This window comes from Pseudomonas sp. AC136 (genome assembly GCF_979258585.1).
Genome location: NZ_OZ409865.1, coordinates 1,572,256 through 1,594,429, shown reverse-complemented (window position 1 = coordinate 1,594,429; position 22,174 = coordinate 1,572,256). Strand labels below are relative to the sequence as shown.

17 protein-coding genes, 1 tRNA gene and 2 pseudogenes are annotated in these 22,174 nt (G+C 59.9%); 3 read left to right on the top strand and 17 right to left on the bottom strand.

The genetic code is table 11. The annotated features are described in order from the left end of the window. Positions 1-2: 2 nt before the first annotated feature. Positions 3-896 (bottom strand): LysR family transcriptional regulator, encoded by an 894-nt coding sequence (locus tag ACZZZU_RS07110; RefSeq protein WP_463550209.1) that lies wholly within the window; start codon positions 894-896, stop codon positions 3-5. Between the two features lie 137 nt (positions 897-1,033). On the opposite strand from ACZZZU_RS07110, the gene ACZZZU_RS07105 reads away from it, so the two are divergent. After that, the gene (locus ACZZZU_RS07105; protein WP_463550208.1) at positions 1,034-2,041 is read left to right on the top strand and encodes a GlxA family transcriptional regulator; all 1,008 of its coding nucleotides are present in this window, start codon (positions 1,034-1,036) and stop codon (positions 2,039-2,041) included. A gap of 76 nt (positions 2,042-2,117) precedes the next feature. Further along, positions 2,118-2,987 (top strand): annotated as a pseudogene (locus ACZZZU_RS07100) (hypothetical protein). Positions 2,988-3,038: 51 nt separating this feature from the next. Here ACZZZU_RS07100 and ACZZZU_RS07095 read toward each other — a convergent pair. Continuing rightward, positions 3,039-3,689, bottom strand: coding sequence for an RloB family protein (locus ACZZZU_RS07095; RefSeq protein ID WP_463550207.1), 651 nt, complete (start codon positions 3,687-3,689; stop codon positions 3,039-3,041). A gap of 2 nt (positions 3,690-3,691) precedes the next feature. Continuing rightward, positions 3,692-5,017: an AAA family ATPase gene (locus tag ACZZZU_RS07090; RefSeq protein WP_463550206.1), complete on the bottom strand. Its 1,326-nt coding sequence runs from the start codon at positions 5,015-5,017 to the stop codon at positions 3,692-3,694. Between the two features lie 349 nt (positions 5,018-5,366). Here ACZZZU_RS07090 and ACZZZU_RS07085 point away from each other — a divergent pair. Continuing rightward, positions 5,367-5,900 (top strand): annotated as a pseudogene (locus ACZZZU_RS07085) (helix-turn-helix domain-containing protein); the annotation flags it as partial. Between the two features lie 71 nt (positions 5,901-5,971). On the opposite strand, the gene ACZZZU_RS07080 reads toward ACZZZU_RS07085, so the two are convergent. The 14 genes from ACZZZU_RS07080 to ACZZZU_RS07015 all read right to left on the bottom strand — a co-directional run bounded on the left by ACZZZU_RS07080 (position 5,972) and on the right by ACZZZU_RS07015 (position 22,174). Beyond that, a tRNA-Gly gene (locus tag ACZZZU_RS07080) sits at positions 5,972-6,045 on the bottom strand. A 100-nt stretch (positions 6,046-6,145) separates the two neighbouring features. Beyond that, the gene (locus ACZZZU_RS07075; protein ID WP_463550205.1) at positions 6,146-7,018 is read right to left on the bottom strand and encodes an alpha/beta fold hydrolase; all 873 of its coding nucleotides are present in this window, start codon (positions 7,016-7,018) and stop codon (positions 6,146-6,148) included. Between the two features lie 418 nt (positions 7,019-7,436). Beyond that, on the bottom strand, positions 7,437-8,129 hold the full coding sequence (locus tag ACZZZU_RS07070; RefSeq protein ID WP_463552117.1) for a murein L,D-transpeptidase catalytic domain family protein: 693 nt from the start codon (positions 8,127-8,129) through the stop codon (positions 7,437-7,439). A gap of 111 nt (positions 8,130-8,240) precedes the next feature. After that, positions 8,241-9,275, bottom strand: coding sequence for a L,D-transpeptidase (locus ACZZZU_RS07065; protein WP_463552116.1), 1,035 nt, complete (start codon positions 9,273-9,275; stop codon positions 8,241-8,243). Between the two features lie 282 nt (positions 9,276-9,557). After that, complete coding sequence (locus ACZZZU_RS07060) at positions 9,558-10,250, bottom strand: pseudouridine synthase (RefSeq protein ID WP_463550204.1); 693 nt, start codon at positions 10,248-10,250, stop codon at positions 9,558-9,560. 38 nt (positions 10,251-10,288) lie between these two features. Next, complete coding sequence (locus tag ACZZZU_RS07055) at positions 10,289-10,510, bottom strand: cysteine-rich CWC family protein (protein ID WP_122493778.1); 222 nt, start codon at positions 10,508-10,510, stop codon at positions 10,289-10,291. Beyond that, entirely contained in the window at positions 10,500-11,984 is a 1,485-nt protein-coding gene (locus tag ACZZZU_RS07050; RefSeq protein ID WP_463550203.1) for a sensor domain-containing diguanylate cyclase, read from the bottom strand. The genes ACZZZU_RS07055 and ACZZZU_RS07050 overlap by 11 nt, the downstream gene beginning before the upstream one ends. Before the next feature lie 151 nt (positions 11,985-12,135). Next, on the bottom strand, positions 12,136-13,938 hold the full coding sequence (gene atzF / locus ACZZZU_RS07045; protein ID WP_463550202.1) for an allophanate hydrolase: 1,803 nt from the start codon (positions 13,936-13,938) through the stop codon (positions 12,136-12,138). A 166-nt stretch (positions 13,939-14,104) separates the two neighbouring features. Next, on the bottom strand, positions 14,105-17,731 hold the full coding sequence (uca, locus tag ACZZZU_RS07040; RefSeq protein ID WP_463550201.1) for an urea carboxylase: 3,627 nt from the start codon (positions 17,729-17,731) through the stop codon (positions 14,105-14,107). A gap of 266 nt (positions 17,732-17,997) precedes the next feature. Beyond that, on the bottom strand, positions 17,998-18,633 hold the full coding sequence (locus ACZZZU_RS07035; RefSeq protein WP_122493774.1) for an urea amidolyase associated protein UAAP2: 636 nt from the start codon (positions 18,631-18,633) through the stop codon (positions 17,998-18,000). An 11-nt stretch (positions 18,634-18,644) separates the two neighbouring features. Beyond that, complete coding sequence (locus tag ACZZZU_RS07030) at positions 18,645-19,373, bottom strand: urea amidolyase associated protein UAAP1 (protein ID WP_463550200.1); 729 nt, start codon at positions 19,371-19,373, stop codon at positions 18,645-18,647. Positions 19,374-19,375: 2 nt separating this feature from the next. Next, positions 19,376-20,179 (bottom strand): ABC transporter ATP-binding protein, encoded by an 804-nt coding sequence (locus tag ACZZZU_RS07025; RefSeq protein ID WP_463550199.1) that lies wholly within the window; start codon positions 20,177-20,179, stop codon positions 19,376-19,378. Beyond that, positions 20,176-20,991, bottom strand: a complete 816-nt coding sequence (locus ACZZZU_RS07020; RefSeq protein WP_463539621.1) for an ABC transporter permease — start codon at positions 20,989-20,991, stop codon at positions 20,176-20,178. Before ACZZZU_RS07020 ends, ACZZZU_RS07025 begins: the two co-directional genes overlap by 4 nt. 115 nt (positions 20,992-21,106) lie before the next feature. Beyond that, positions 21,107-22,174 carry a putative urea ABC transporter substrate-binding protein gene (locus ACZZZU_RS07015; protein WP_463550198.1) on the bottom strand — a complete coding sequence of 356 codons (1,068 nt, stop codon included), beginning with the start codon at positions 22,172-22,174 and terminating at the stop codon, positions 21,107-21,109.

Sequence of the window (22,174 nt, the reverse complement as noted above, 5' to 3'; positions counted from 1 at the left end):
CCTTACGCCGAATAACGCAGGGCCTCGCGCAGCAGGGTAAAGGCGGGCGAGGCCTGGCGGCGGCTGGGGTAATAAAGGTGATAGCCGGAGTAGGGCGTGCACCAGTCGGCCAGCACCTGAACCAGGCGGCCGGCTTCGATATGCGGCCGAACGATGTCTTCGGGCATAAACGTCAGGCCCAACCCTTGCAGCGCCGCGTCCAGCCGCAAGGCGATGGTGTTAAACACCAGTTGCCCTTCAACCCGCACTTTCAGTGCCTGGCCCTTCTTCGAAAACTCCCACGGGAAAATACCGCCGTAGGTCGGCAGCCGCATGTTGATGCAGTTGTGCTGCATCAAATCACGCGGCACTTTCGGGCGAGCATGGCGGCTGAAATAGTCGGGTGAGCCAACAACCGCAAAGCGAAAGTCCGGACCGATGCGCACCGCAACCATGTCTTTGGCCACCTGCTCGCCGATGCGCACGCCAGCGTCGTAGCCTTCGGCAACAATGTCGGTAAGGCCGTAATCGACGATGATCTCGATGTTCAGATCCGGATGGTCCGGCAGCAATTTCCCCAGCATCGGTTGCAGCACCGTGTTGGCCGCATGCTCGCCCGCGGTAATGCGTAATGTGCCGGCCGGTTTGTCGCGAAATGCGCTGAGCAGCGCGAGCTCGTCATTGATCTCCTCGAACCGTGGCGCCACCACCTGCAACAAATGCTCACCCGCTTCAGTGGGCGACACACTGCGCGTGGTGCGCGCCAACAGGCGCACGCCCAAGCGCTCTTCCAACTGGCGCATGGCCCGACTCAGCGCCGGCTGCGACATACCCAACTTGGCCGCCGCACGGGTAAAACTGCGCTCCTGCGCCACCACCGCAAACAGCGCGATCTGGTCGTAGCTCTCAGTGGTCATTTATCTATTCCCGCTATGAGTTGCCGCCGATTATGCCAGCTGTGCGCAACAGAGCTGCCCGCATGTCGTTTGTAGGAATGGGCGCCGCCGCGGACTGGGCGACCATAGGCAAAGGCACGACCAACGAGGCACCTGGCATGCAACGTCGAACCTTCAGTGACGTGATGAAAAACAAAAACTACCGTTACCTCGACGACGAGAAAACGCCCGCGAGCAAGCAAACGCGCGTCGGGTTTCTGCTACTCGAACACTTCTCCCTGCCGGCCTTCACCCAAGCCCTGGATAGCCTGGTGACCGCCAACCTGCTGCAAAGCGGCCTCTTCGCCGTGCGCCATTTCAGCCTCGACGGCAATGAAGTCATCAGCGACCTGGGCCTCGTCATTCGCCCAGACGCCATCTTCAACCACGCCAGCCTGAGCGCCCTCGACCTGCTGGTGGTCTGCGGCGGCTACCGCACCGCCTTGCACGCCAGCGCCGACTTGAACCGCCTATTAAAAGACGCCGCCGCCCTGAACATTCCCCTCGGCGGCCTATGGAACGGCGCCTGGTTTCTCGGCAACGCCGGCTTGCTCAACGGCTACCGCTGCGCCATTCACCCCGAACACCGCTCCGCCCTGGCCGAAGTCGCGAAACGAGCTGAAGTCACCAGCGAGCCCTACGTCATCGACCGTGACCGCCTGACCGCCTCATCCGCCTCTGGCGCGCCAACGCTGATTCTTGAATGGATCAAACAACTGCACACCCGCGCACTGGTCGACGGCATCGAAGACATCCTCGCCTTCGAAGCCTCCCGCTATCGTCGGGTCAATCCCAAATCCCTCCTGAAAATCAGCGACCCCACCCGCGAAGTGGTGCAACTGATGGAAGCCAACCTGGAAGAATTGCTCGAACTCGACCAACTCGCCGACTACGTCGGCCGCTCCCGCCGCCAAGTCGAACGCCTGTTCCGCGAACAACTCGGCACCACGCCACAGCGCTACTACCTGGAACTGCGCATCACCGAAGCACGGCGGCTGTTGCAACACACCAAGCTGTCGGTGGCCGAGGTGGCGCTGGCGTGCGGGTTTGTGACGGGGAGTCATTTCAGCCGCTGTTACAGCTCGTATTACGGGTATCGGCCTTCTAAGGAGAGGCGGTTGGTGTGAAGCGGCTGGGAATGTGAAAAGCAGAAACAGAAAAGCCCCGCATCAGCGCCGCGTCAGCGGGGCATATGGGTTTTAAATCTGGAGGGCCGGTGCAATCCGGCGCAACGTACTTCGCCAATTCCCCGATTTGAGGGGGTTACCACCTGTCACGTTCTGAGCGGGTGGTTTATACCGGATGCGTTGGCGGCGCTCGGGCTGCGCGAAGACGTTGAAGTAGTGCGTGAAGACGGCGAGCCGGATCCGGATCTACCTATCCTGACCAGCCTGCCTGTGCCGGCGTCGATGGGTGGCCAGGAATCCGGCATGTTTGGCTTTCCAGAAAAGGGCACAACCGTGGTGATCGGCTTCGCCTACGACAGGCCGCACGAGCCCTTTATCATCAAATGCTGCCCATGGCCTGAGCTTGCCCAAAGTACCGGAAAGGGGGTCAGGTTTGGCAACCCAGCGAGGCCTGTAAGCCGCGTGTGGACGCCGACGCAAACTGACGAGAAAATCCTTGACAAGGTCATCGAGAGAGAAGTGGACACCCCAGAGGCATTACTGAGCCACACTAGGACGGTGGACGACCACTCCACTGAATCATTGATGGCTTCAAGAAGATCGAGGCGCTGGGTGCGCTCAAGCTGTTGTCGGGCGGCTCCGCGACGCTGGCGGCAGTTGACGATGTGCACCAGGCCACTGGGCGCGATCTGAACATGGTGGGGTAAAAATACAACACTACGGCGGCGGCAACCTGTAGGAGCGGATAAAGGAGTTTTAACGAGCCCAGCATTTAATCCCGTCGAAAATTTGGATAAGATCTGAGGCTGTCAACGCCCTGCAGATCCTGGCCGAGAAAATGGATAGGCGAATTGCTAGCTATGTGCACGCGGGCGGTCCTATTGTTAGTAACGTAGCGCTGTTTACTTCGGCTGCGACTACCAGCAAAAGCTTGCGAGCCATCTAAAACCAATTATCGCTTAGAGTCAGCTCCATAATTGCGGATCTGATTCGCCTTTTATGGTTCGAACTCGTCTATTGCATTTAGCAACTTTGGCACGTCTGTATATGGGTTAAGCAGGTAAGGCCGAGTTGTGTTTGGAGGGGCAGTCGCCAACGTTTGAGCATTGATCCGGATAGCTCGAGCTCTCGCTCTTCCGACATCTTCCGAAACTAATCTGTAGATTCCATTTGAACCTTTGTCATAGTTTTTCCCAGTGAGAGTTCGGATTTTATCTTTTAAGCAGCTATTTGATAGCAAGTCGTCGAAGCAACTATAAGGGGCATTGCTGTCAATGAAGTGTAGGATAATCCAGAACTCAAAGCAAACATTGCTGAGGGCGATGTTTATTCCGTTACTTGCGGCAAGGTTGAAAGCCCGTTCATGAAGAGAATCGTCATATTTAGCAGGCGACTCTCTGTCGTATACAACCCAGTACTCATCTCCTTTCGGATGGGATCCGCCGTTTTTTCCTTTCATCGCCTCCGTAACTAATTGTACCGGTGTATTGCTCTTAGCGTTTTCGACTACTACGACGTCGCGCAATCTATCGCCAAATTTATCCTGAATGTACGACTCCAGATAGTTCGGTTCGGTCTTCCGTCCTTCGCAATAGATGTGCATGCGACGCAGAACTTTTGCTTTATTCGATGAACGCTTTTTTGGCATGTTTATGCTTCTTTTATTTGTGCGGCTTCATTTTTTCTTTTTAAGTCCTCATCTAATCCGAGCGACTCGATTATATGACTGCGGATGTCTTGATATTTCAGGGCTGGGATCGCACCAAACCTTCCGTCCTGGTACCAGTCACCGTAAGGGCTAGTTGCAGTGACCACGGTTTTATCAAACTCATCCAATGAATAAAGTTTCGATACTCCGGATTTCTTGCTCGTGAACCAAATTTGATCCCTTCGATAAAGACGAGGGGACATAAGCTCTACATTGTGTGTGGTGAATATAAGTTGAGCGCCATTGACGTTTATTTCTGGGTCGTTGAAGAGCTTTACAATTGACTCGGCAATATGGGGGTGGAAACTGTTTTCTAGCTCGTCAATAAAAAGCACGTTGCCAATTTTTAATGTTGAAAGGATAGAGGGGAACATCGCGAAGAGCTTTTGAGTGCCCTCGGATTCTTCACGCTGTTCAAATTTCACATCTGCTCCTTCACTGTTTTTGTGATGGAAAAAGAAGGTATATTTATGTTGGCTTAAAAATCTCTCTTTTACAGAGTTCGGCATATCAGTAGGGAACGATCCAAAAGATGAAAGATCGTTTTCTTCTCTCGATACTGTTGATATTCCGATATCGACTCTAGAGAGCATGTCGCTAGTTAATTGCAACATCATGTCGTGAGAATAGATATCACCCACTGGCATTTCGTGTTGGCTCGAGATAACGAGCATCTGTGTCAAATAGTTATAGACCTTTCTGATTATTTCAGGTGAGGCCGGGCTGTTTCCAGCTTTGGAAAGATAGCTGCAGTTTTTGAAAAATGGGATGCGTTTGATTCCACCTTTATAATGTCCCCCAAACGAGATGGTCTCCCACGTGTCATTTTTTTTTCGTTCAAAGATGTTGGCTTTTGAGCGGCTTGGATAGAAATCGAGGGACTCAGAAACAATTTCCCGCTCGGTGTAGCTAATTTGATAAATATATCGATGGTCATCTGGGATGACGAATTCGATTTCGAATACGATAGGTTTTGTCTTGCTGTCTGCATCTAGTAAGTAGGGTTCGTAGCAATAAATTTTTCGTGACTCTTTATAAGCGTGACTGTCACTGACGAGATGCTTTATAGCCTTGAAGCCTAGCAAAATGTTCGACTTTCCAGAGGCATTTGCCCCATATATAACTGCGCTACGAAGGATGCCCAGGTCGTTATTCAGTGGGTAAGCGATGTTGTCCAAAAGGTTATTTTTTGGATGCTCAGCGTGGAGGCTGAGTACTGCCTCGTCGCGAAAAGATCTGAAATTTTTGAGTGTAAAATCGACAATCATTAGTTTGGTGTCCGCGCTGGAGAGCGTTTTTCTGAAATCTGACAGAAAATATAGCGTTGTAAGCGATATTTATCTATTTAATCCTTGTGCGTCTTGGTGTCTTTCGTCCAGGTTGTTATACCGTGCGTCTCCTTTGGCCTTGTGAGGTTGATGGGACACCGTTTGAACCTGTAGGAGGCCTGTAGGGCAAAAAGAGGACCAGGAAATCACTGTCCGCTCCCGCCGACGCGCCTTATCTCTTTTTTATGCAAATCCTTGAGCATTGCAACGGCGTCAGGGAAACAAAGCGGACGGGTTTATTAATCGACTCTAAACTAGAGCTGTTTAATCAATCTGTCCCCTTTGTGATGCCCTGGCCGAAGTCGCGAAACGAGCCGAAGTCACCAGCGAGCCCTACGTCATCGACCGCGACCGCCTGACCGCCTCATCCGCCTCTGGCGCGCCAACGCTGATACTGGAATGGATCAAACAACTGCACACCCGCGCACTGGTCGACGGCATCGAAGACATCCTCGCCTTCGAAGCCTCCCGCTATCGTCGGGTCAATCCCAAATCCCTCCTGAAAATCAGCGACCCCACCCGCGAAGTGGTGCAACTGATGGAAGCCAACCTGGAAGAATTGCTCGAACTCGACCAACTCGCCGAATACGTCGGCCGCCCCCGCCGCCAAGTCGAACGCCTCTTCCGCGAACAACTCGGCACCACGCCACAGCGCTACTACCTTGAACTGCGCATCACCGAAGCACGGCGGCTGTTGCAACACACCAAGCTGTCGGTGGCCGAGGTGGCGCTGGCGTGCGGGTTTGTGACGGGGAGTCATTTCAGCCGGTGTTACAGCTCCTATTACGGGTATCGGCCTTCTAAGGAGAGGCGGTTGGTGTGAAGCGGCTGGGAATGTGAAAAGCAGAAACAAAAAAGCCCCGCATCAGCGGGGCTTTTTTCTATTTCGAATTCTGGAGCGGGTGAAGGGAATCGAACCCTCGTTATCAGCTTGGGAAGCTGGAGTAATGCCATTATACGACACCCGCTTTTGCGGGGGCCTTTGTACCAGAAGCCGCCTAGGAAATGAAGCCCGCCGCGATAAACAGGGCGATGTTTTTCGCGGTGGGCGGGCTTTTCGTACGTGGGTTACACGGCGATGGCGGTCGTGACCTCGTACGTCGGGACGCGGCGTTGTTGGCCGGTTTGCAGGAAGCCGAGCATGGCGGCTTGGGTTTGCTGCCAGGCGCCTTTGTGTTCCATGTCGAGGAAATGACCGGCGTTGGTCACGGTGGTGAATTGGCAGTCGTTGAGGTGGTTGCCGAACAGGCGGGCGTCGGTGGCGGTGGTGTATTCGTCGTGCTCGCCGTTGATGAATAGCAGCGGCGTGTCGATGCTGTGCAGGCAGGCCATTTGGCAATGCGTGTCCAGGTGCAGCACTTTGTGGATGTGCGCGTACATCTGCCGGTATTCGTGGTCGTGCAGGTTGCTAATGTGCCGGTGGTTGTAGCGTTTGAACAGCGAGGGCAAGTGTTTGCCGATGGTGTCGTTGACCAGGTGCCCCATGTTCTCGCGGTCCATGGTGTGCAGGTAGAACAGGCCTTTTTCCAGGTAGTCGAGCATCGGCTCGTTCAGCAGCGGCGAGAAGGAGTTGATCACTGCTTTCTCGATACGTTTGGGCCGCTGCGCCAGGGCCAGCAGCGCGGCCACGCCGCCCCAGGAGAAGGACGACACGTAGTCGGCGTCGAAGTGTTCGATCAGCTCGAGCAGAATTTCGGCTTCGTCTTCTTTGCTGATGGGGTGCGCGTGGGCGTTGTGCGCTTTCGATTGGCCGGCGTAGGGCTGGTCGTAGCAGACGACGTTGAATTGCGGCGTCAGGTATTTGAGCGTGTGCGCGAACGAGGCGGTGGTGGCCAACGAGCCGTTAACCAGGATGACGGTTTTACGCGCCGCCGGGTTGGCGTAGTACTCGGTGTGTACGTTGTGGCTGTTTGCATGAACGACGGCGGTTTCTGGCCTCATGTCGTTTTCCTCCTTGGCGCAAGGTGGTGCTCCGGTAAGCGGGGTAGCCGCTAAAAAGAGCCGTGTTGGGCAGACAGCAAAACGCCTGGACATGACAACTGAATGTCAGCCATGAAAATAAGTAAGTTATTGTTTTTAAAGCGGTTAGGATCGAACAACACAGCTGCTGCACGGCGCGGGGAGCGCGTGCGAGAAGGCGGGGTGAACCAGGCAGGAATCCAATTGACGCAGGGCGTCAGTAACCGGGGACGTGCTTAGATGGTCGTGGTGACTGATAAGTCACGCTCTGACCTTGTGACTAGATTTAAGCAGCCACCGTTTACCACTGCAAGCGCACGGCGGGGCTTTTTTGGAAATTAAACGGCTGTGGCACGGGCTGTCCGATGAGTGACCGGTTTCGCCTGCCGGTCACGCGCATTCACTTTTGTACAACAGCCAGCGTTTCGCCGGTGCTCGGGCAGCTCTGCGCGCCGAGGTAGCGCGAGGTGTCGAGCCATTTTTTCTGCGGGTAGTAGGCGAATACGTAGCTGCCGGTTTTCAGGGTGTCGATCAGTTTGCCGGCAATGGCTGGGCGCACGGCGGGGCAGCCTTGGCTGCGACCGAGCCGGCCAAGACCTGGCACCACTTTCGGGTCGGCATACGCAGCGGCATGCATGACGATGGCGCGCGATTGACTGTTGTCGTTGAAGCCCGGTTCCAGGCCGACCAGGCGCAACGAGCGGCCGTGTTTGCCGCTGTAGGTGACGCCGGTTTGGTACAGGCCGATAGAGCTTTGGTAGCTGTTGGGCACGTTGGAAAACGAGGTGGCCAAGTCGGCGCCGCTGTTTTTGCCGTGGGCGACCCATTCCTCGAACAGCAGCTTTTTATGCTTGAGGTCGAACACCCATAGGCGCTTGTCGCGTGAGGGTTTGGAGTAGTCGATGACGGTCAGCAGTTTGTCCGGGTCGGTCTGGCTGGCGCACTGGTAGGCGGTGAGCGCGAGCTTTAGCGCGCTCAGGCTGGCGCTGGGCGCGAGGCGTTGCAGGTCGGTGGCGCTGGGCAAGGTTTGCGCCTGGGCAGCGAAACCGCTGGTGAAGGCGAGCAGGCCGATAACGCCCGCGCAGCGCTGAATAGCGCGTCCCCAAAGAAGTCGAGTGAACAATCAAATGGCCCTGTTTGAGTTCGAGTGCGGGCGCATTGTGCACAAATGATCGAAGCCTTCCGATCATTTTTTGACCAGCGGTTACGGGCTTTTTTCGGCTTCGGTGGTGATCACGGTGAAGTTGCCGTTGTTGCGCGTTTGCGAAGTGGAGGCGAGGTCGGTAATCACCAGCGTGCTGCCGATGTCCATCGCGGCGTGCAGGTTCTTGAGGAACTGCGGGTCGACGCTGAGCGAGCCCAGTTGGTCGCGCGGGGAGTTGCCGTATTCCGGGTTGGTCACTTGCACGGCCGACCAATGCAGCGGTTGCGGCGGCAGCAGTTCGTTGGTGGAAGGCTTTTCCAGCAGCGAAAAAACCGCCATGCCACGGTGTTGCTCGTTACTGTCTAGCGACAGCACCGGCGCGCTGCCCACCAATTGGCCGCCGCGGAATACATAGGCGCGCAGGTCAGCGCGGCTGATCAACACCGACAGCGGCCCGGCGCTGACGCCAGGGTCATTCCAGAACGTGTCGCCACTCAACACGGCGGTCGCCACCGGTTTGCCGGCGCTCACGGTCGGCGCCAGCAAACCGGGGTGATACACCTCAACCGGCGCGCTGTGGGCGTCGGAAACAATCACGGTGGTGGAGCTGAAACCGGTGGTTTCGAACAGCTTTTTGGCGAACTCCATGGGCAGGCGCACGCAGCCGTGGGAGGCCGGATAGCCCGGCAAATGGCCTGCGTGCAACGCCACGCCGTCCCACGTCAGGCGCTGCATATACGGCATGGGCGCGTCGTTGTAGAGGTCGGATTTATGCTCGACGCTTTTCTGCAAAATGCTGAATACACCGGTTGGCGTTTCGCGGCCTTTCTTGCCGCTGCTGACCGTGCTGACGCCGATGGCGATGCCGTTTCTGTACACGTAGGCGCGTTGTTCGGTGAGGCTGACCACTACCGTCACCGGGCCTTGCGGTGATACCTGCGGATACCACAGAAACTGGCCCGGCTTGAGATCTTGCAGCTGCTGGCGCAGGTCTTGCGCGGACGGCAACGGGGCCAAGGTGGCCGGCGCAGTGACGGCGCCGGTAAGCGAAATGACAACGAGCGAACCCACGAGCAACTTCAGCGCCTTCATCACGGCCCTCCAGAACGACTGCATGGGTTTTGAGCGAGTAGTAGCGACTTTAGTCCCGAAATTTTTTGGCTGCTTGGGTGGGGGAGATGTGGACAGTTGGTGGGAGTGGTTTGCTGGTCGGGTGAGCGCCTGTGGATCGGTATTCCTTTTCGAGACTCTGGATTCCCGCCTTCGCGGGAATGACGGAGGTTTTGCTTAGGTTCATCGTCATTCCCTTGCAGGAATCGAGGCTAAAGCCTCTCCTACAGTCAGCCGCGATTCGATATGGCAGCGGCTGTTCTTCCCTCAAAACGCCGCAATCTCATCCGCACTCAGCGCCCGGTATTCGCCCGGCGCTAGCGCCGCATCAAGCACCAGCGCCCCCACGCTTTCCCGGTGCAGGCGCAGCACTTTGTTTTGGAAGTGGCCGAACATGCGTTTCACCTGGTGATAACGGCCTTCATAGAGCGTCAGCCGAGCACTGTGCGAGCTAAGAATGTCGAGCTGAGCGGGCAGGGTGGTGAGGTTTTCGTAGGCGAAGTACAGGCCCTCGGCGAACACGGCGTGGTAGTCGTCGGTGATCGCCTGCTCGGTCTCTACGTAGTAAACCTTTGGTTGTTTGCTGGTCGGTTGGGTTACCCGCCGCGACCATTGACCATCGTTGGTCAGCAGCAGCAAACCGGTGGTGGTCAGGTCCAGGCGGCCGGCCAGGTGCAGGTCGTGCTCGGCGGCGTCGGGCAACAGGTCGAGCACGGTGGGGTGCTCCTCATGTTCGGTGGCGCTCACGTAGCCGGCGGGTTTGTGCAGCATGAAATACAGCGCCGGTTTGCCCGTTTGCAGTAACTGCCCATCCAGCTCCACGCGATTGAATTCGCGGATATCCAGCAGGCCATCGCGCGTTACCACACCGTCCACCTTTACCCGCCCGGCAGCCAGCTGCGCCCGCGCATCGAAGCGGGTGGCGGCGGGAAGGTTGGAGAGAAAACGATCTAGGCGCATTCGGTGCTCACGCGGAAAAGGGTTGCGTGGGAGCGGCTTTAGCCGCGATGCGGTCGTAACCGCATCGGGACGTCTGGTTGGGCCGGTTCGGTCCTTTTTGCGCAGCGCGGGCACAAGCAGCTTTTATCAATCTGCTCATCACTCAACCGCGCCAACGCCTCGGCCGATATTTCGGCGCTGAAGCACCAGCAATCATCACTGCCCACCGCGCACTGGTTCGCCTGCCCACACAGCGGGCAGCGCTCGGTGTCAGTTGGCATGGCCGGGCTCGATGCACACGCGGTTGCGGCCTGATTGTTTGGCGCGGTACAGCGCGCGGTCGGCTCGGCTGAGCAGGGTGTGCAAGGTGTCGCCTGGCGCCAGCTCGGTGAGGCCGATACTGGTGTTTACTTGCAGCACCTGATCGCCGACGGCATAGCGGCTTTGCTCGGCCAGAAGGCGCACCTTTTCGGCAATCAGCTGCGCCGCGGCGGGGTTGGTGTCTTTGAGCAATACGATGAATTCTTCACCGCCCCATCGGCAGATGATATCGGCCTGACGCAAGCAACCGCGCAGGTTGGCGGCGAAACCCCGCAGCACGTCATCGCCGGCCAGATGGCCGTGGGTGTCGTTAAGGGTTTTGAAGTTGTCGAGGTCGATCATCAGCGTGGCGAGCGGCTTCTGTTCGCGCACCGCCTCTTGTAAAGCCTGATTGGCGAGAATGTCGAAGCCTCGGCGGTTGGGCAGTCGGGTCAGGGTGTCGGTGGTGGCGAGCGCCACGATGCGTGCCTGATAACGGCGCAGCGCCAGGTTCACCAGCAGCAACACCAATCCGGTCACCACTGCGCAAATCAGCAAGTTCAGGTACAGGGTTTTGCGCACGCCGGCCAAGGCGTCGTCTTCATGCTTGTCGACAAACAGATACCAGTTCAGCTCCGGGATATAACGCACATTCAGGAAGTGGTCGCGGCCGTGTTCCCGATACTTGAAGTTTCCGCTTTGGGGCTTGGGCAGATTTTTCTTCAGTTCGTCGAGCCCAGGCACGTCATTGAGCGACTGGCCGACCCTGGCGCCGAGCGGCCCGCCCGAAGCTCCCGTGAGTACGATGTTGCCTTGGGTATCGACGAAGTACACCGAGCGACCGTAGCGCTGCTGGTAGGTGTCGATCAGCTTGACTACTGCGTCCACGGTCAGCCCCACACCCGTGGCGCCGATGAAGTTGCCGTTGAAGTCGGTCACTTTGTAGTTGATGAAGATGGTCAGCCGGTCCTCGTTGGCCATGTCCACATCCACATTGATTTCATACGGCGCGTGCATGTCGCGCACACGGAAATACCAGACGTCGCGCGACTCGTCCTCGCGCACGGTTTTCAGCAGGCCTTTGGCCTGGTAATAGCGATGGGTTTTCTCCGAGATGAAGAAGCTGGTGAACGCCCCGTAGTGGGCCTGTACTTCGGCGAGGTAGCGCGTGAGCTGTTCCGGATTCTGCTCGCCATCAAGCACCCAGTCGCGCATGAAGGTGTCGCGGCTCATCATCGACGAGATAAGAATGGGCCGGACCAGGTCTTTCTGAATTTCCGAATAGACGTTGTCGGACGTCAGCGGCAGTTCGGTGTCTACGATGCTGCTGCGAATCGAATCAAGCGAGGCGTAATAGCTGACCAGCGAGGTGGCCAGAAAACCGCTGGCCAGTAGTAGCAATAACGCCACTACCAGATAACGCTGAGCAGTTTGGGTTGGGGCACGTAACGGCATTGGACCAGCAGCTCTGACGGAATGGGACATGCTAGCTCGGTATCCCGCTGACGTCAGCTAGCAGTGGCGAGTCGAGTCTTGAGGATTCAGGTAGCAGATTCTGGCGAAGGGTGTGGATCGACCCCTTCGCCAGCACGCTGGATCCTACGAATTATCTGCTTTTCAGGTAGGCGCGCCAGCCGCCGAAATGGCTGATGTCGCTGGCCCCTTCCAAGCCATACGGCTCGCAGATAAACCCGCTCTCCCAGCTGCCATCGGCCAGTTGCACCTTGCCCAAACCGAGGGGCGCTGGAATGCCGGTGAGGAACGAGCCCAGCTCGCTGCTCGGCAATTCCCACACCTCCACTTCGATTGCTACGCCGCCCTCGGCGACGCGAACCATACCCGGACGGAACGGTGGGCCGCCGGCCAGCGCCCAGAGTTGGTAGTCAGGTGAGCTTTGCGTGGCTGTCAGCAGTCGGCCGCCGCGTTGTTTGAGTTGCCAGTTCAGCGGCAGTCCGTCCAGGTGCGCGCCACATACCACCACGCGTGCCAGGTCATTGCGCGCGATGGCGCCCGGTGCGCTGAGGCTCAAGCTGCGTTCGCCCGCTATCGGCAAACCGTGTTGACGCTGCAACCCATCGGCGAGGCCGAGCAGGTACTGGTCAGTGAACGGCCGCCCAAACAGCGTCACGCCCCAGGGCAAGCCATTGGCCATGAAACCGGCCGGCACAGCGATGGCGGCGTAGTCGAGCATGTTCATAAAGTTGGTGTAGTAGCCCAGGTCGGTATTGCGTTTCACCGGCTCGGCGTCCAGCTCGGCCAGGGTGACCGGGCGCGGGTAGGCCGGGGTGAGCACGCAGTCCAGCTGGGCCATGGCGCGATCACACACGGCTTTGAGCTGCTGCAAACGGTACTGCGCGCGGAATAATTCAACCGCCGTGGTGCCCGGAGCTTTCGACAGCACGGCATGAATCACCGGCAGCACGGCGTCGGGCTGCGCCTCGATCAGCTCGCCGGCCACGCTGTAGCGCTCGGCCACCCACGGGCCTTCATAGAGCAGGCGCGCGGCTTCGGCGAAGGGTTCGAAATCGAGTTCTACAGCCACGCCGCCCAGCGCTTCAAGTTGCTTCACGGTGGCCGCGAACAGCGCCGGGCTTTGCGGGCAGCCGAGGAACTCAAGCTGCTTCGGCACACCGAAGCGGAAGCCTTTGCGCGGTACGCCGAACGCACTGCCATCGTTCCAAAGGGGATTTTTGCGGCTGTATTCATCGGCCGGATCGAGCGTGGCCGTAAGCGCCAGTAGTTGGCTGGCTTCGCGCGCAGTGGCGGTGAAGTAGGTGACGCAATCCAGCGTGCGACAGGCCGGCACCACGCCTGCCGTGGAGAGCAAACCTTTGGTGGCCTTCAGCCCAACCAGATTATTCAGCGCTGCCGGCACACGACCGGAACCGGCAGTGTCGGTGCCCAACGAGAAGCTGGCGACGCCGAGCGCAACGGCCAGCGACGAACCCGCGCTCGAACCGCCTGACGGATAGTCCGGATTCACGCTGTTGCGGCACGGGCCATACGGCGAGCGTGTGCCGTTAAGGCCGGTGGCGAATTGGTCGAGATTGGTCTTGCCCAGCGGCACGGCGCCAAGGGCCAGCAATTGCTTGACCAAGGTCGACGATTCGCTCGGCGTATAGGCGAACGCCGGACAGGCGGCGGTGGTGGGAATGCCGGCCAGATCAATGTTGTCCTTGATCGCGAATGGCACGCCGAACAGCGGCAGGCTGTCGGCGCTTTTGCCGTCGAGGGCGGCGAGGTAGGGCTCCAGCTCTTCTGGCGTGAGCAGATGAATGAACAGGTTGAATTCCGGATTCAGTGCTGCAGCTTGCTCACGCAGCGCGCCGATAAGCTGGCGCGGCGTAGTGGCGCCGGCCAGGTAGGCGGCTTTGACGGCGCTCAGGCGCAGGTCGAATGGGTGGGTCATGGTTGGCTCCTTAAATATTGCCTAAATCTCGGTCGGTCCCCTCGCCCCTGTGGGGAGAGGGTTAGGGTGAGGGGGGACTTTGATTTTGCGCGTGCGTCTGCCCTCACCCCCGGCCCCTCTCCCGCGAGCGGGGGAGGGGAGCAAAGCCGTTGAGTTTGTTTCGACTTCAGATTTCCTCCAGCACAACAACCCGCTGCCCAGCCCTGACCGCCGAGCCCGGTTGCACGCGCACTTCCTTCACCACCCCGTCACGCGGCGCCAGTAGCGGAATTTCCATTTTCATCGACTCCAATATCACCAGCACATCGCCGGCCTTGACGCTGTGCCCGGCCTCGACCTGCACCTGCCACAGGTTGCCGGCAATATGGCTTTCAATGCTGTGTTGGCCCACGGCGAGCGGGGCGTCTTCGCCGAGTTCGGCCACCGCTTCTTCGCTGTCGAAATGCGCCTGACCACTGGCGATCCAGCGTTCGCGTTCGGCGTTAAAAGCGCCTTGTTGCTGACGGCGGAAGGCGCCGATGGTGTCGGCTTCCTTGGCGAGAAATTCCTGGTAGTCGGCGAGGTTGAGCACGCTGTGTTCGATCTGCAGCGGGTAGCGGCCCAGGGGGAAGTCTTTGCGTATTTGCAGCAGTTCTTCGGCGCTCACCGGGTAGAAACGAATCTGGTCGAAGAAACGCAGCAGCCACGGTTTGCCGTCGAACGCCTCGACTTCGCGGTAGCGGTTCCACATCTGCAACGTGCGACCCACGAACTGATAGCCGCCGGGGCCTTCCATGCCGTACACGCACATGTACGCGCCGCCGATGCCCACCGAGTTTTCCGCCGTCCAGGTGCGCGCCGGGTTGTATTTGGTGGTCACCAGGCGGTGGCGCGGATCCAGCGGCGTGGCCACCGGTGCGCCGAGGTAAACGTCGCCCAGGCCCATCACCAGGTAGCTGGCCTCGAACACGGTGCGGTACACCTCGTCGAGATTGGGCAGGTCGTTGATGCGGCGGATGAACTCCAGGTTGCTCGGGCACCAGGGCGCGTCTTTGCGCACGGTGGTCATGTATTTTTCGATGGCCAACTGGCACGCCGGGTCGTCCCACGACAGCGGCAAATGCACGATGCGCGACGGCACTTCCAAGTTCTGCGCCGCACACACGGCGTCCCACTCGCCGGCGATGATGCCGAGCAAATCGGTGAGGCTGAGGGTTTCCGGCTGGTAGTGCACTTGCAGCGAACGGATGCCTGGCGTCAGGTCGATCACGCCGTTCAATTGCTTGGCTTCCAGCGCCTGCATCAGCGCATGGCCACGGAAGCGCAGCACCAGATCCAGCTCCGGCGCGCCGATCTCCACCAGCAAATGGGTGTCGCCGGAAAGGCGGGCGACGAGGCGGGTGTCGTTGTCGCCGAGGTCGAGCACGATGGGGGAAATTAGCTCGCTCGCCTGTGTTTTTGTAGGAGCCAGCTTGCTGGCGAAGCTGTTAAACGCAGGAGCTTCGCCAGCAAGCTGGCTCCTACGGGCAGCGTGAAGTTCGCGCGCTTCGCCAATGCTGACGGCCGTGAACTGCACCTTGTCCCCAGCCTTCAGCTGCCCCAGTTGCCAAAGGTCTGCCTCAATAATCGTCACCGGGCACACAAACCCGCCCAGGCTCGGCCCGTCGGGCCCGAGGATCACCGGCATGTCGCCGGTAAAGTCCACGGCGCCAATGGCATACGGGTTGTCGTGGATATTCGATGGATGCAGGCCGGCCTCACCACCGCTCTCACGCACCCATTGCGGTTTCGGGCCGATCAGGCGCACGCCGGTGCGGCTGGAGTTGAAGTGCACTTCCCAATGCGTGGCGAAGAAGGTGTCGATGTACTCGGGGGTGAAATATTCCGGCGCGCCATGGGGACCGTAAATCCCACGGATGCTGCGCACGGCGGGCAGCGGCGGGCACAGCTCGGCGTCCAGGGCGGCGCCGTGGCTCGCGTCGGTGAGCGCCGGAATATGCAGCACATCGCCGGCGCGCAAGGCACGGCCGCCATGGCCGCCGAACTGACCGAGGGTGAAGGTGCTTTTGCTGCCCAGATAATCCGGCACTTGCAGGCCGCCGCGCAGGCACAGGTAACTGCGTGCGCCGGCCCCGGCGATGGTGCCGAGGGTCAGGGTGCTGCCGGCTTTTACCAGCAGCGCGGTGTTCATCGGTTGCGCCGCGCCGTCGAGGCTCAGGGGAATGTCGGCGCCGGTAACCGCTAATACCGCATCGGTGTTAAAGCGCAGCGTCGGGCCGCTCATGGTGATTTCCAGCGCGGCGGCGCCTTCTTCATTGCCGAGCAAGCGGTTGCCCAGACGCAGCGCCAGACTGTCCATCGGCCCGGACGGCGGTACGCCAACGGCCCAGTAGCCGAGGCGGCCGGGGTAGTCCTGCACGGTGGTTTGCGTGCCGGCGCCGAGCACCTCGAAGGTGTCAGCCTTGTAAACCAATTGCTCGAGGCAGCGGGTCCACGGGTTGCCGCTGGCGAACGGGGCGTCTTGGATGATTTGGCGCAGGTAGTCGCGGTTGCTTTCCACGCCGTACAGCACGCTGTCGCCCAAGGCGTTGCAAAGCCCGGCGCTGGCTTCTTCGCGGGTTGGCGCCCAAGCGATGAGCTTGGCGATCATCGGGTCGAAGTAGGGCGGAATTTCGCAGCCGGCCTCTACCCAAGTGTCGATGCGCAGGGTTTTGCCATCGGCCGGCGGGAACTGCACGGCGGTCAGCAAGCCTGGGCTCGGCTGGAAGTCGCGGCCCGGATCTTCCGCATACAACCGCGCTTGAATCGCATGGCCGTTCGGGCGCAGGTTCGCGCTCAATTCGCTGAGCGGCGGCAGGTCGCCAGCGGCCAGTTGAATCATCCAGCTGACCAGATCGACGCCCCACACTTGCTCGGTCACGCCGTGTTCGACCTGCAAGCGGGTGTTCACTTCGAGGAAATAAAACTGGCTGGCTTCGCTGTCGTAGACGAACTCCACGGTGCCGGCGCTGCGGTAGTTCACCGCCTTGGCCAGCTTGATGGCGGCGGCGCAGAGTTCGTCGGCCATGCCGGCAGGCAGGTTGGTGGCTGGGGTTTCTTCCAGCACTTTCTGATTGCGCCGCTGCACGGAACAGTCGCGCACGCCGAGGGCGATTACCTCGCCAGCGCCATCGCCGAACACCTGCACTTCCAGGTGGCGGGCGCGCTGGATGTATTTCTCGATGAACACGCCGGCGTCGCTGAAGTTGTTCTGGCCCAAGCGTTTGACCGCGTCGAACGCCTCGCTCAATTCATCGGCCGAACGGCACACGCGCATGCCGATGCCGCCGCCGCCAGCAGTGCTTTTCAGCATCACCGGGTAGCCAACCTGTTCGCCCGCCACTAGGGCGGCGTCGAGGTTTTCCAGCAGTTCGGTGCCTTCAAGCATGCCTACGCCGTGCTGCTTGGCCAGGGCGCGCGCCGTGTGCTTGAGGCCAAACACCCGCAGTTGTTCTGGCGTTGGGCCGACAAAGGCAATGCCGGCGGCTTCGCAGGCTTCGGCAAAGGCGGCGTTTTCCGAGAGAAAGCCGTAGCCCGGGTGAATGGCTTGGGCGCCGGTTTGCTGGGCCACGGCAAGAATTTTCTGCACCTGCAAATACGTGCCCGCCGCCGCGCCTTCGCCGAGGCTGAAGGCTTCATCGGCTTGCTGAATGTGCAGGCTGGCGGCGTCGGCCTCGGAATACACGGCTACGCCCTGCACCTCGAGCGCGCGCAGGGTTCGCAAAATGCGGCAGGCAATGGCGCCACGGTTGGCGATCAGCAGTTTGGTGAACATGGCGTTAAGCCCTCGAAAGGGGAGGCGGGCCGTCCCGCTGTATTTGGGTGTGCACCGGCGGTCGTCCGCGGTGTGGGAATTTCGTGCAAGCGTCAGGTGGACTCGGTCCGTCCCCTCGCCCCTGCGGGGAGAGGGCTAGGGTGAGGGGGGACTTTGATGTTGCGTTCTGCCTTTTCCCTCACCCCCAGCCCCTCTCCCGCAGGCGGGAGAGGGGAGCAAAACCTGCCCACTGCGGCTCTGACACAGCGCAAACAACCACCGCCGAATCAGTCCCATACCAAAAACTCCGCGGGCGTCGGGTTGTAGCCGTTGCAGGGGTTGTTCAATTGCGGGCAGTTGGAAATCAGCACGATGACGTCCATGTGCGCCACCAGCTCGACGTATTTGCCGGCAGCGGAAATGCCGTCTTCAAACGTCAGCCCGCCTTCAGGCGTAACCGGCACGTTCATGAAGAAGTTGATGTTGGCGCTGATGTCGGCTTTGTTCAGGCGGCCGTCGTGCAGGCTGGCACGCAGGAAGTTGTCGCGGCAGCTGTGCATGTAGCGTTTGTCGAGGGCGTAGCGCACGGTGTTGCTCTCTTGCGCGCAGGCGCCGCCGAGGGTGTCGTGGCGCCCGCAGGTGTCGGCGGTGATGGTCAGCAGCGGGTTGCCGAGGTTGGAATACAGCACGGTGCCCGTGGTGAGGTACACGCGGTTCTGTTTGCGCAGGGTGCGTTGCACGTCGTAGCGCTCGCGCGGGTTGCGGGCGCTGTAGAACAAGGTGTCGACGGCCTGGTTTCCTTCCAGGTCGAGCAGGCGCAGGGTCTGCCCGGCTTTGACTTCTTTCAGGAACGGCTCGCCGGCAGCAATGGTGGCGCGGTAAACGGCGGCTTCTTCATGGAAAGGGCTGTGGGTAAGCGACATGGTTAAGGCCCTCAGATGTACAGACGTTCGGTGTTGTGGAAGCCACGGCCGTTTTCCGGACGCGAGGTGCGGCACAGCACGCTGATGCCGTCTTCAGCCACTTTGCTGAAGCTCAGTTGCACTGGCTTTGGCGCGTAATCGGGGTTGGGGTCCATGGGGTGTTGCAGGGCGGTGAGCACCACCAAGGTGTCCATCGGCGCGTACAGCTCGACGTAGTCGCCGGCCTTGGAATTGCCCTCGGCAAAGTGGAAGCAGCCGTCGCTGTCGACCGTCACTTTGCTGAACAGATTGAGGGTCATGAGCAGGTCTTGCAGGTTGAGGTTCCACTTGCCCATTTCCACCAACAGGTTGTCGACGCCGTTGCGGAAGAAGCCGTTGCGCAGTTCCTGATAGCGGCCGACGCCGTATTTTTCCTGCACTTCGGCGGCATTCAGTACGCCGCCAAAACTGTCGTGCCAGCCGCAGGTGTCGGCGGTGATGGCGGCCAGAACACGGCCCATGTCTGAGTACAGGCAATGGCCGACGGTGAGCTTGGCGGTGTGCTGGCCCTTGAGGCTGTCGGGCAGGTTCAGGCGCTCACTTTTCTCGGCGGCATTGAGCAGCATGAGGCTGACGTTGGCGCCGCCTTCGAGGTCGGTGATGCGCAGCAGTTGGCCGCGTTTGAGCACGAACGAGGTATGGCCGCCGCCCGGTACGGTTTCTTCATACAGGCTGGGGCGCAGGCTCAAGGCACTGGTCATGATCAGGCTCCTTGGTAGACGGAATGCAGGCTGCCGGTGACATGCGCCGGCAGGGCGTCGACGGCGGCGCGGGTGGCGCGGCGGTCGGGGTTCAGGGGAATGTCGTAGGTGATGCGTGCGCCATAGGCGTTCGGCGCGTGCGGGTCGTGGCGAACCTTGTCGAACACCAGAATGCGGGTGCCGAGGGTGAAGCCTTCCGAGAGGTCGTGGGTGACCATGAATACCGTCAGCTTGGTTTCGCGCCACAGCTCCAGTAGCAGCGCGTGCATGTCTTTGCGGATGCCGGGGTCGAGGGCGCCGAAGGGTTCGTCGAGCAGCAGCACGCGCGGTTGCATGATCAGCACCTGGGCGATGGCCAGCCGTTGTTGCATGCCGCCGGAAAGCTGCGTCGGGTATTTGTCCAGCGCGTGGCCGAGGCCGACCTTTTTCAACAGCTCGGCGGCTTGCTCGCGAGCGTCGCGTTTGGCCCGGCCGAACAGGCGCCCGAGCAGCGGCGAGCGCGGCAATTCCAGACCCAGCGCCACGTTGTTCAGCACCGATAAATGCGGGAACACTGAATAGCGCTGAAACACCACGCCCCGGCTGGCATCCGGCTCGCCGACCAGCTGTTGGCCGCCCAGCAGAATCTGCCCTTTGCTCGGTACTTCCTGGCCCAGCAACAGGCGCAGAAAGGTGGATTTGCCGCAGCCCGAGGTGCCCACCAAGGTGCAGAACTCACCTTCGGCGACGTTGATGTTGAGGTTCTCCAAAACCACTTGATCGCCGTAGGTTTGCCACACATTTTTGACTTCGATGAACGCACTCATGCCTTCGCCCCCTCATACCAAGGGAACGCCAACTGAGTCAGGCGCTTGAGGCCCAGGTCCATCAGCCAGGCGAGCAGGGTGATCCACACCACGTACGGCAGAATCACGTCCATGGCCATATACCGGCGCACCAGAAACACGCGGTAGCCGAGGCCGTCGGTGGAGGCAATAGCTTCGGCGGCAATCAGAAACAGCCAGGCCGAACCGAGCACCAGGCGCAGGGCGATAAGCAGACGCGGCAGCAGTTGCGGCAGGATCACGCGCAGAATCAGGGTCCAGGTCGAAGCGCCGAGGGTTTGTGCCTTGATCAGCAGTTCCGCCGGAATTTCCCGCGCCCGTTGTTCCAAATCGCGCGCCAGCACCGGGGTGATGCCGATGACGATAAGCATGACTTTCGACAGTTCACCGAGGCCGAAAACGATAAACAGAATCGGCAGAATCGCCAGCGGCGGCACCATCGACAGCACCGTGAGCAGTGGCGACAGCGGCGCACTGAACAGCGGCAGGGTGCCAGCGGCGATGCCCAGGCACAGCCCGATAATGGCGGCAATGCCCAGGCCCATGCCGAGGCGTTGCAGGCTGGAAGCGGTGTCTTGCCAGAGCAGATAGCCGCCGCTGCGTTTGTCTTCGGTAAACGCCATGCGCTTGACCGCGTCCGTCATTTGCACGGCGCTGGGCAGCAGCTTGTCATTGGGGTTGTCCGCCAACCGCGCCGAGGAGCCGGTGAAGTAGGCGAACAGCACCAGCGCGAACGGCAGCAGAATCAGCAGCAGTCGGCCGGCACCGTCGGGGTGGCGATTGATCAGGCGCATGGGGGTCTCGAATTTGGGATCGGGTTGCCCCGACCATTTCCTTCACCTGCAACACTCTGGATTCCCGCCTGCGCGGGAATGACGGAGGGTTTGGTCGAGTTCATCGTCAGCAGGGTTACAGCGTGCCATCCGCCGCCATCTGCACGTAGCTGGGGTCGAAGCGCAGTTTGATGTTGCCGCTGTCGCCGGTGACCACGTCTTTGGCGAAGCTCATGCCGACCGCGCCAGCGTCTTTGGCGCCTTCACCGAGCAGGCCGTGGGCGAAGGAGAAGCTGGCGACCTTGCTCATGGTTTCCGGCAGCTGTGGGCTGGTGGCGAAGGCGAGGGCGTCTTTGGCGGTGTAGAAGAGTTTGGTGGTCGCCAGTTGCGATTTGAAGCCGGCCAGATCCGTGCCTGAGGCCTTGGCCATGTGCTCCAGTGCGGCGGTGGCGCGCGGGGTGTCGCTGGCCATCAGCTCCATGATTTCGAACCAGGCGCCGGTCAGGGCTTTGCCCAGTGCTGGGTTGTCTTTGAGGGTGGCGGTGTTGACCACCATCATGTCCATGATCTCGCCGGGAATCTGGCTGGAGTTGAACACTTCAGTGGTGTCCGGCTGGGCTTTGATTTCCGCCAGCATCGGGTTCCACGTGACCACCGAATTGACATCGCTGGTGTTGAAAGCGGCAGCGATATCGGCGTCTGAAGTGTTCACCACGCTGAGGTCTTTTTCGCTCATGCCGGCTGTTTCCAGGGCGCGTGCCAGCAGGTAGTGAGAAACCGAAAGCTCGACCAGATTCACCGGCTGGCCCTTGAGGTCGGCCAGGGTTTTGCCTTTGCCTTTGAGCACGATGCCGTCGTTGCCGTTGGAGAAGTCGCTGACCACCAGGGCGGTGGAATCGACGCCGCCGGCGGCCGGAATGGTCAAGGCGTCCATGTTGGTCATGGTGCAGCCATCGAACTGGCCGGCGGTGTACTGGTTGATCGACTCGACGTAGTCATTGAGCTGCACCACGTCGATGGCGATGTTGTACTTCTTCGCCCACTTATCAACGATGCCTTCGGCGGCTGCGTATTCCCACGGCATCCAGCCGGCGTAGAGGGTCCAGCAGACGCTGAATTTTTCTTTGGGTGCAGCCTGGGCGCTGAAACTGAACGTGGCGGCAAGGCCGGCGAGAACGAGGGCGAATAACGGGGACTTGCGCAT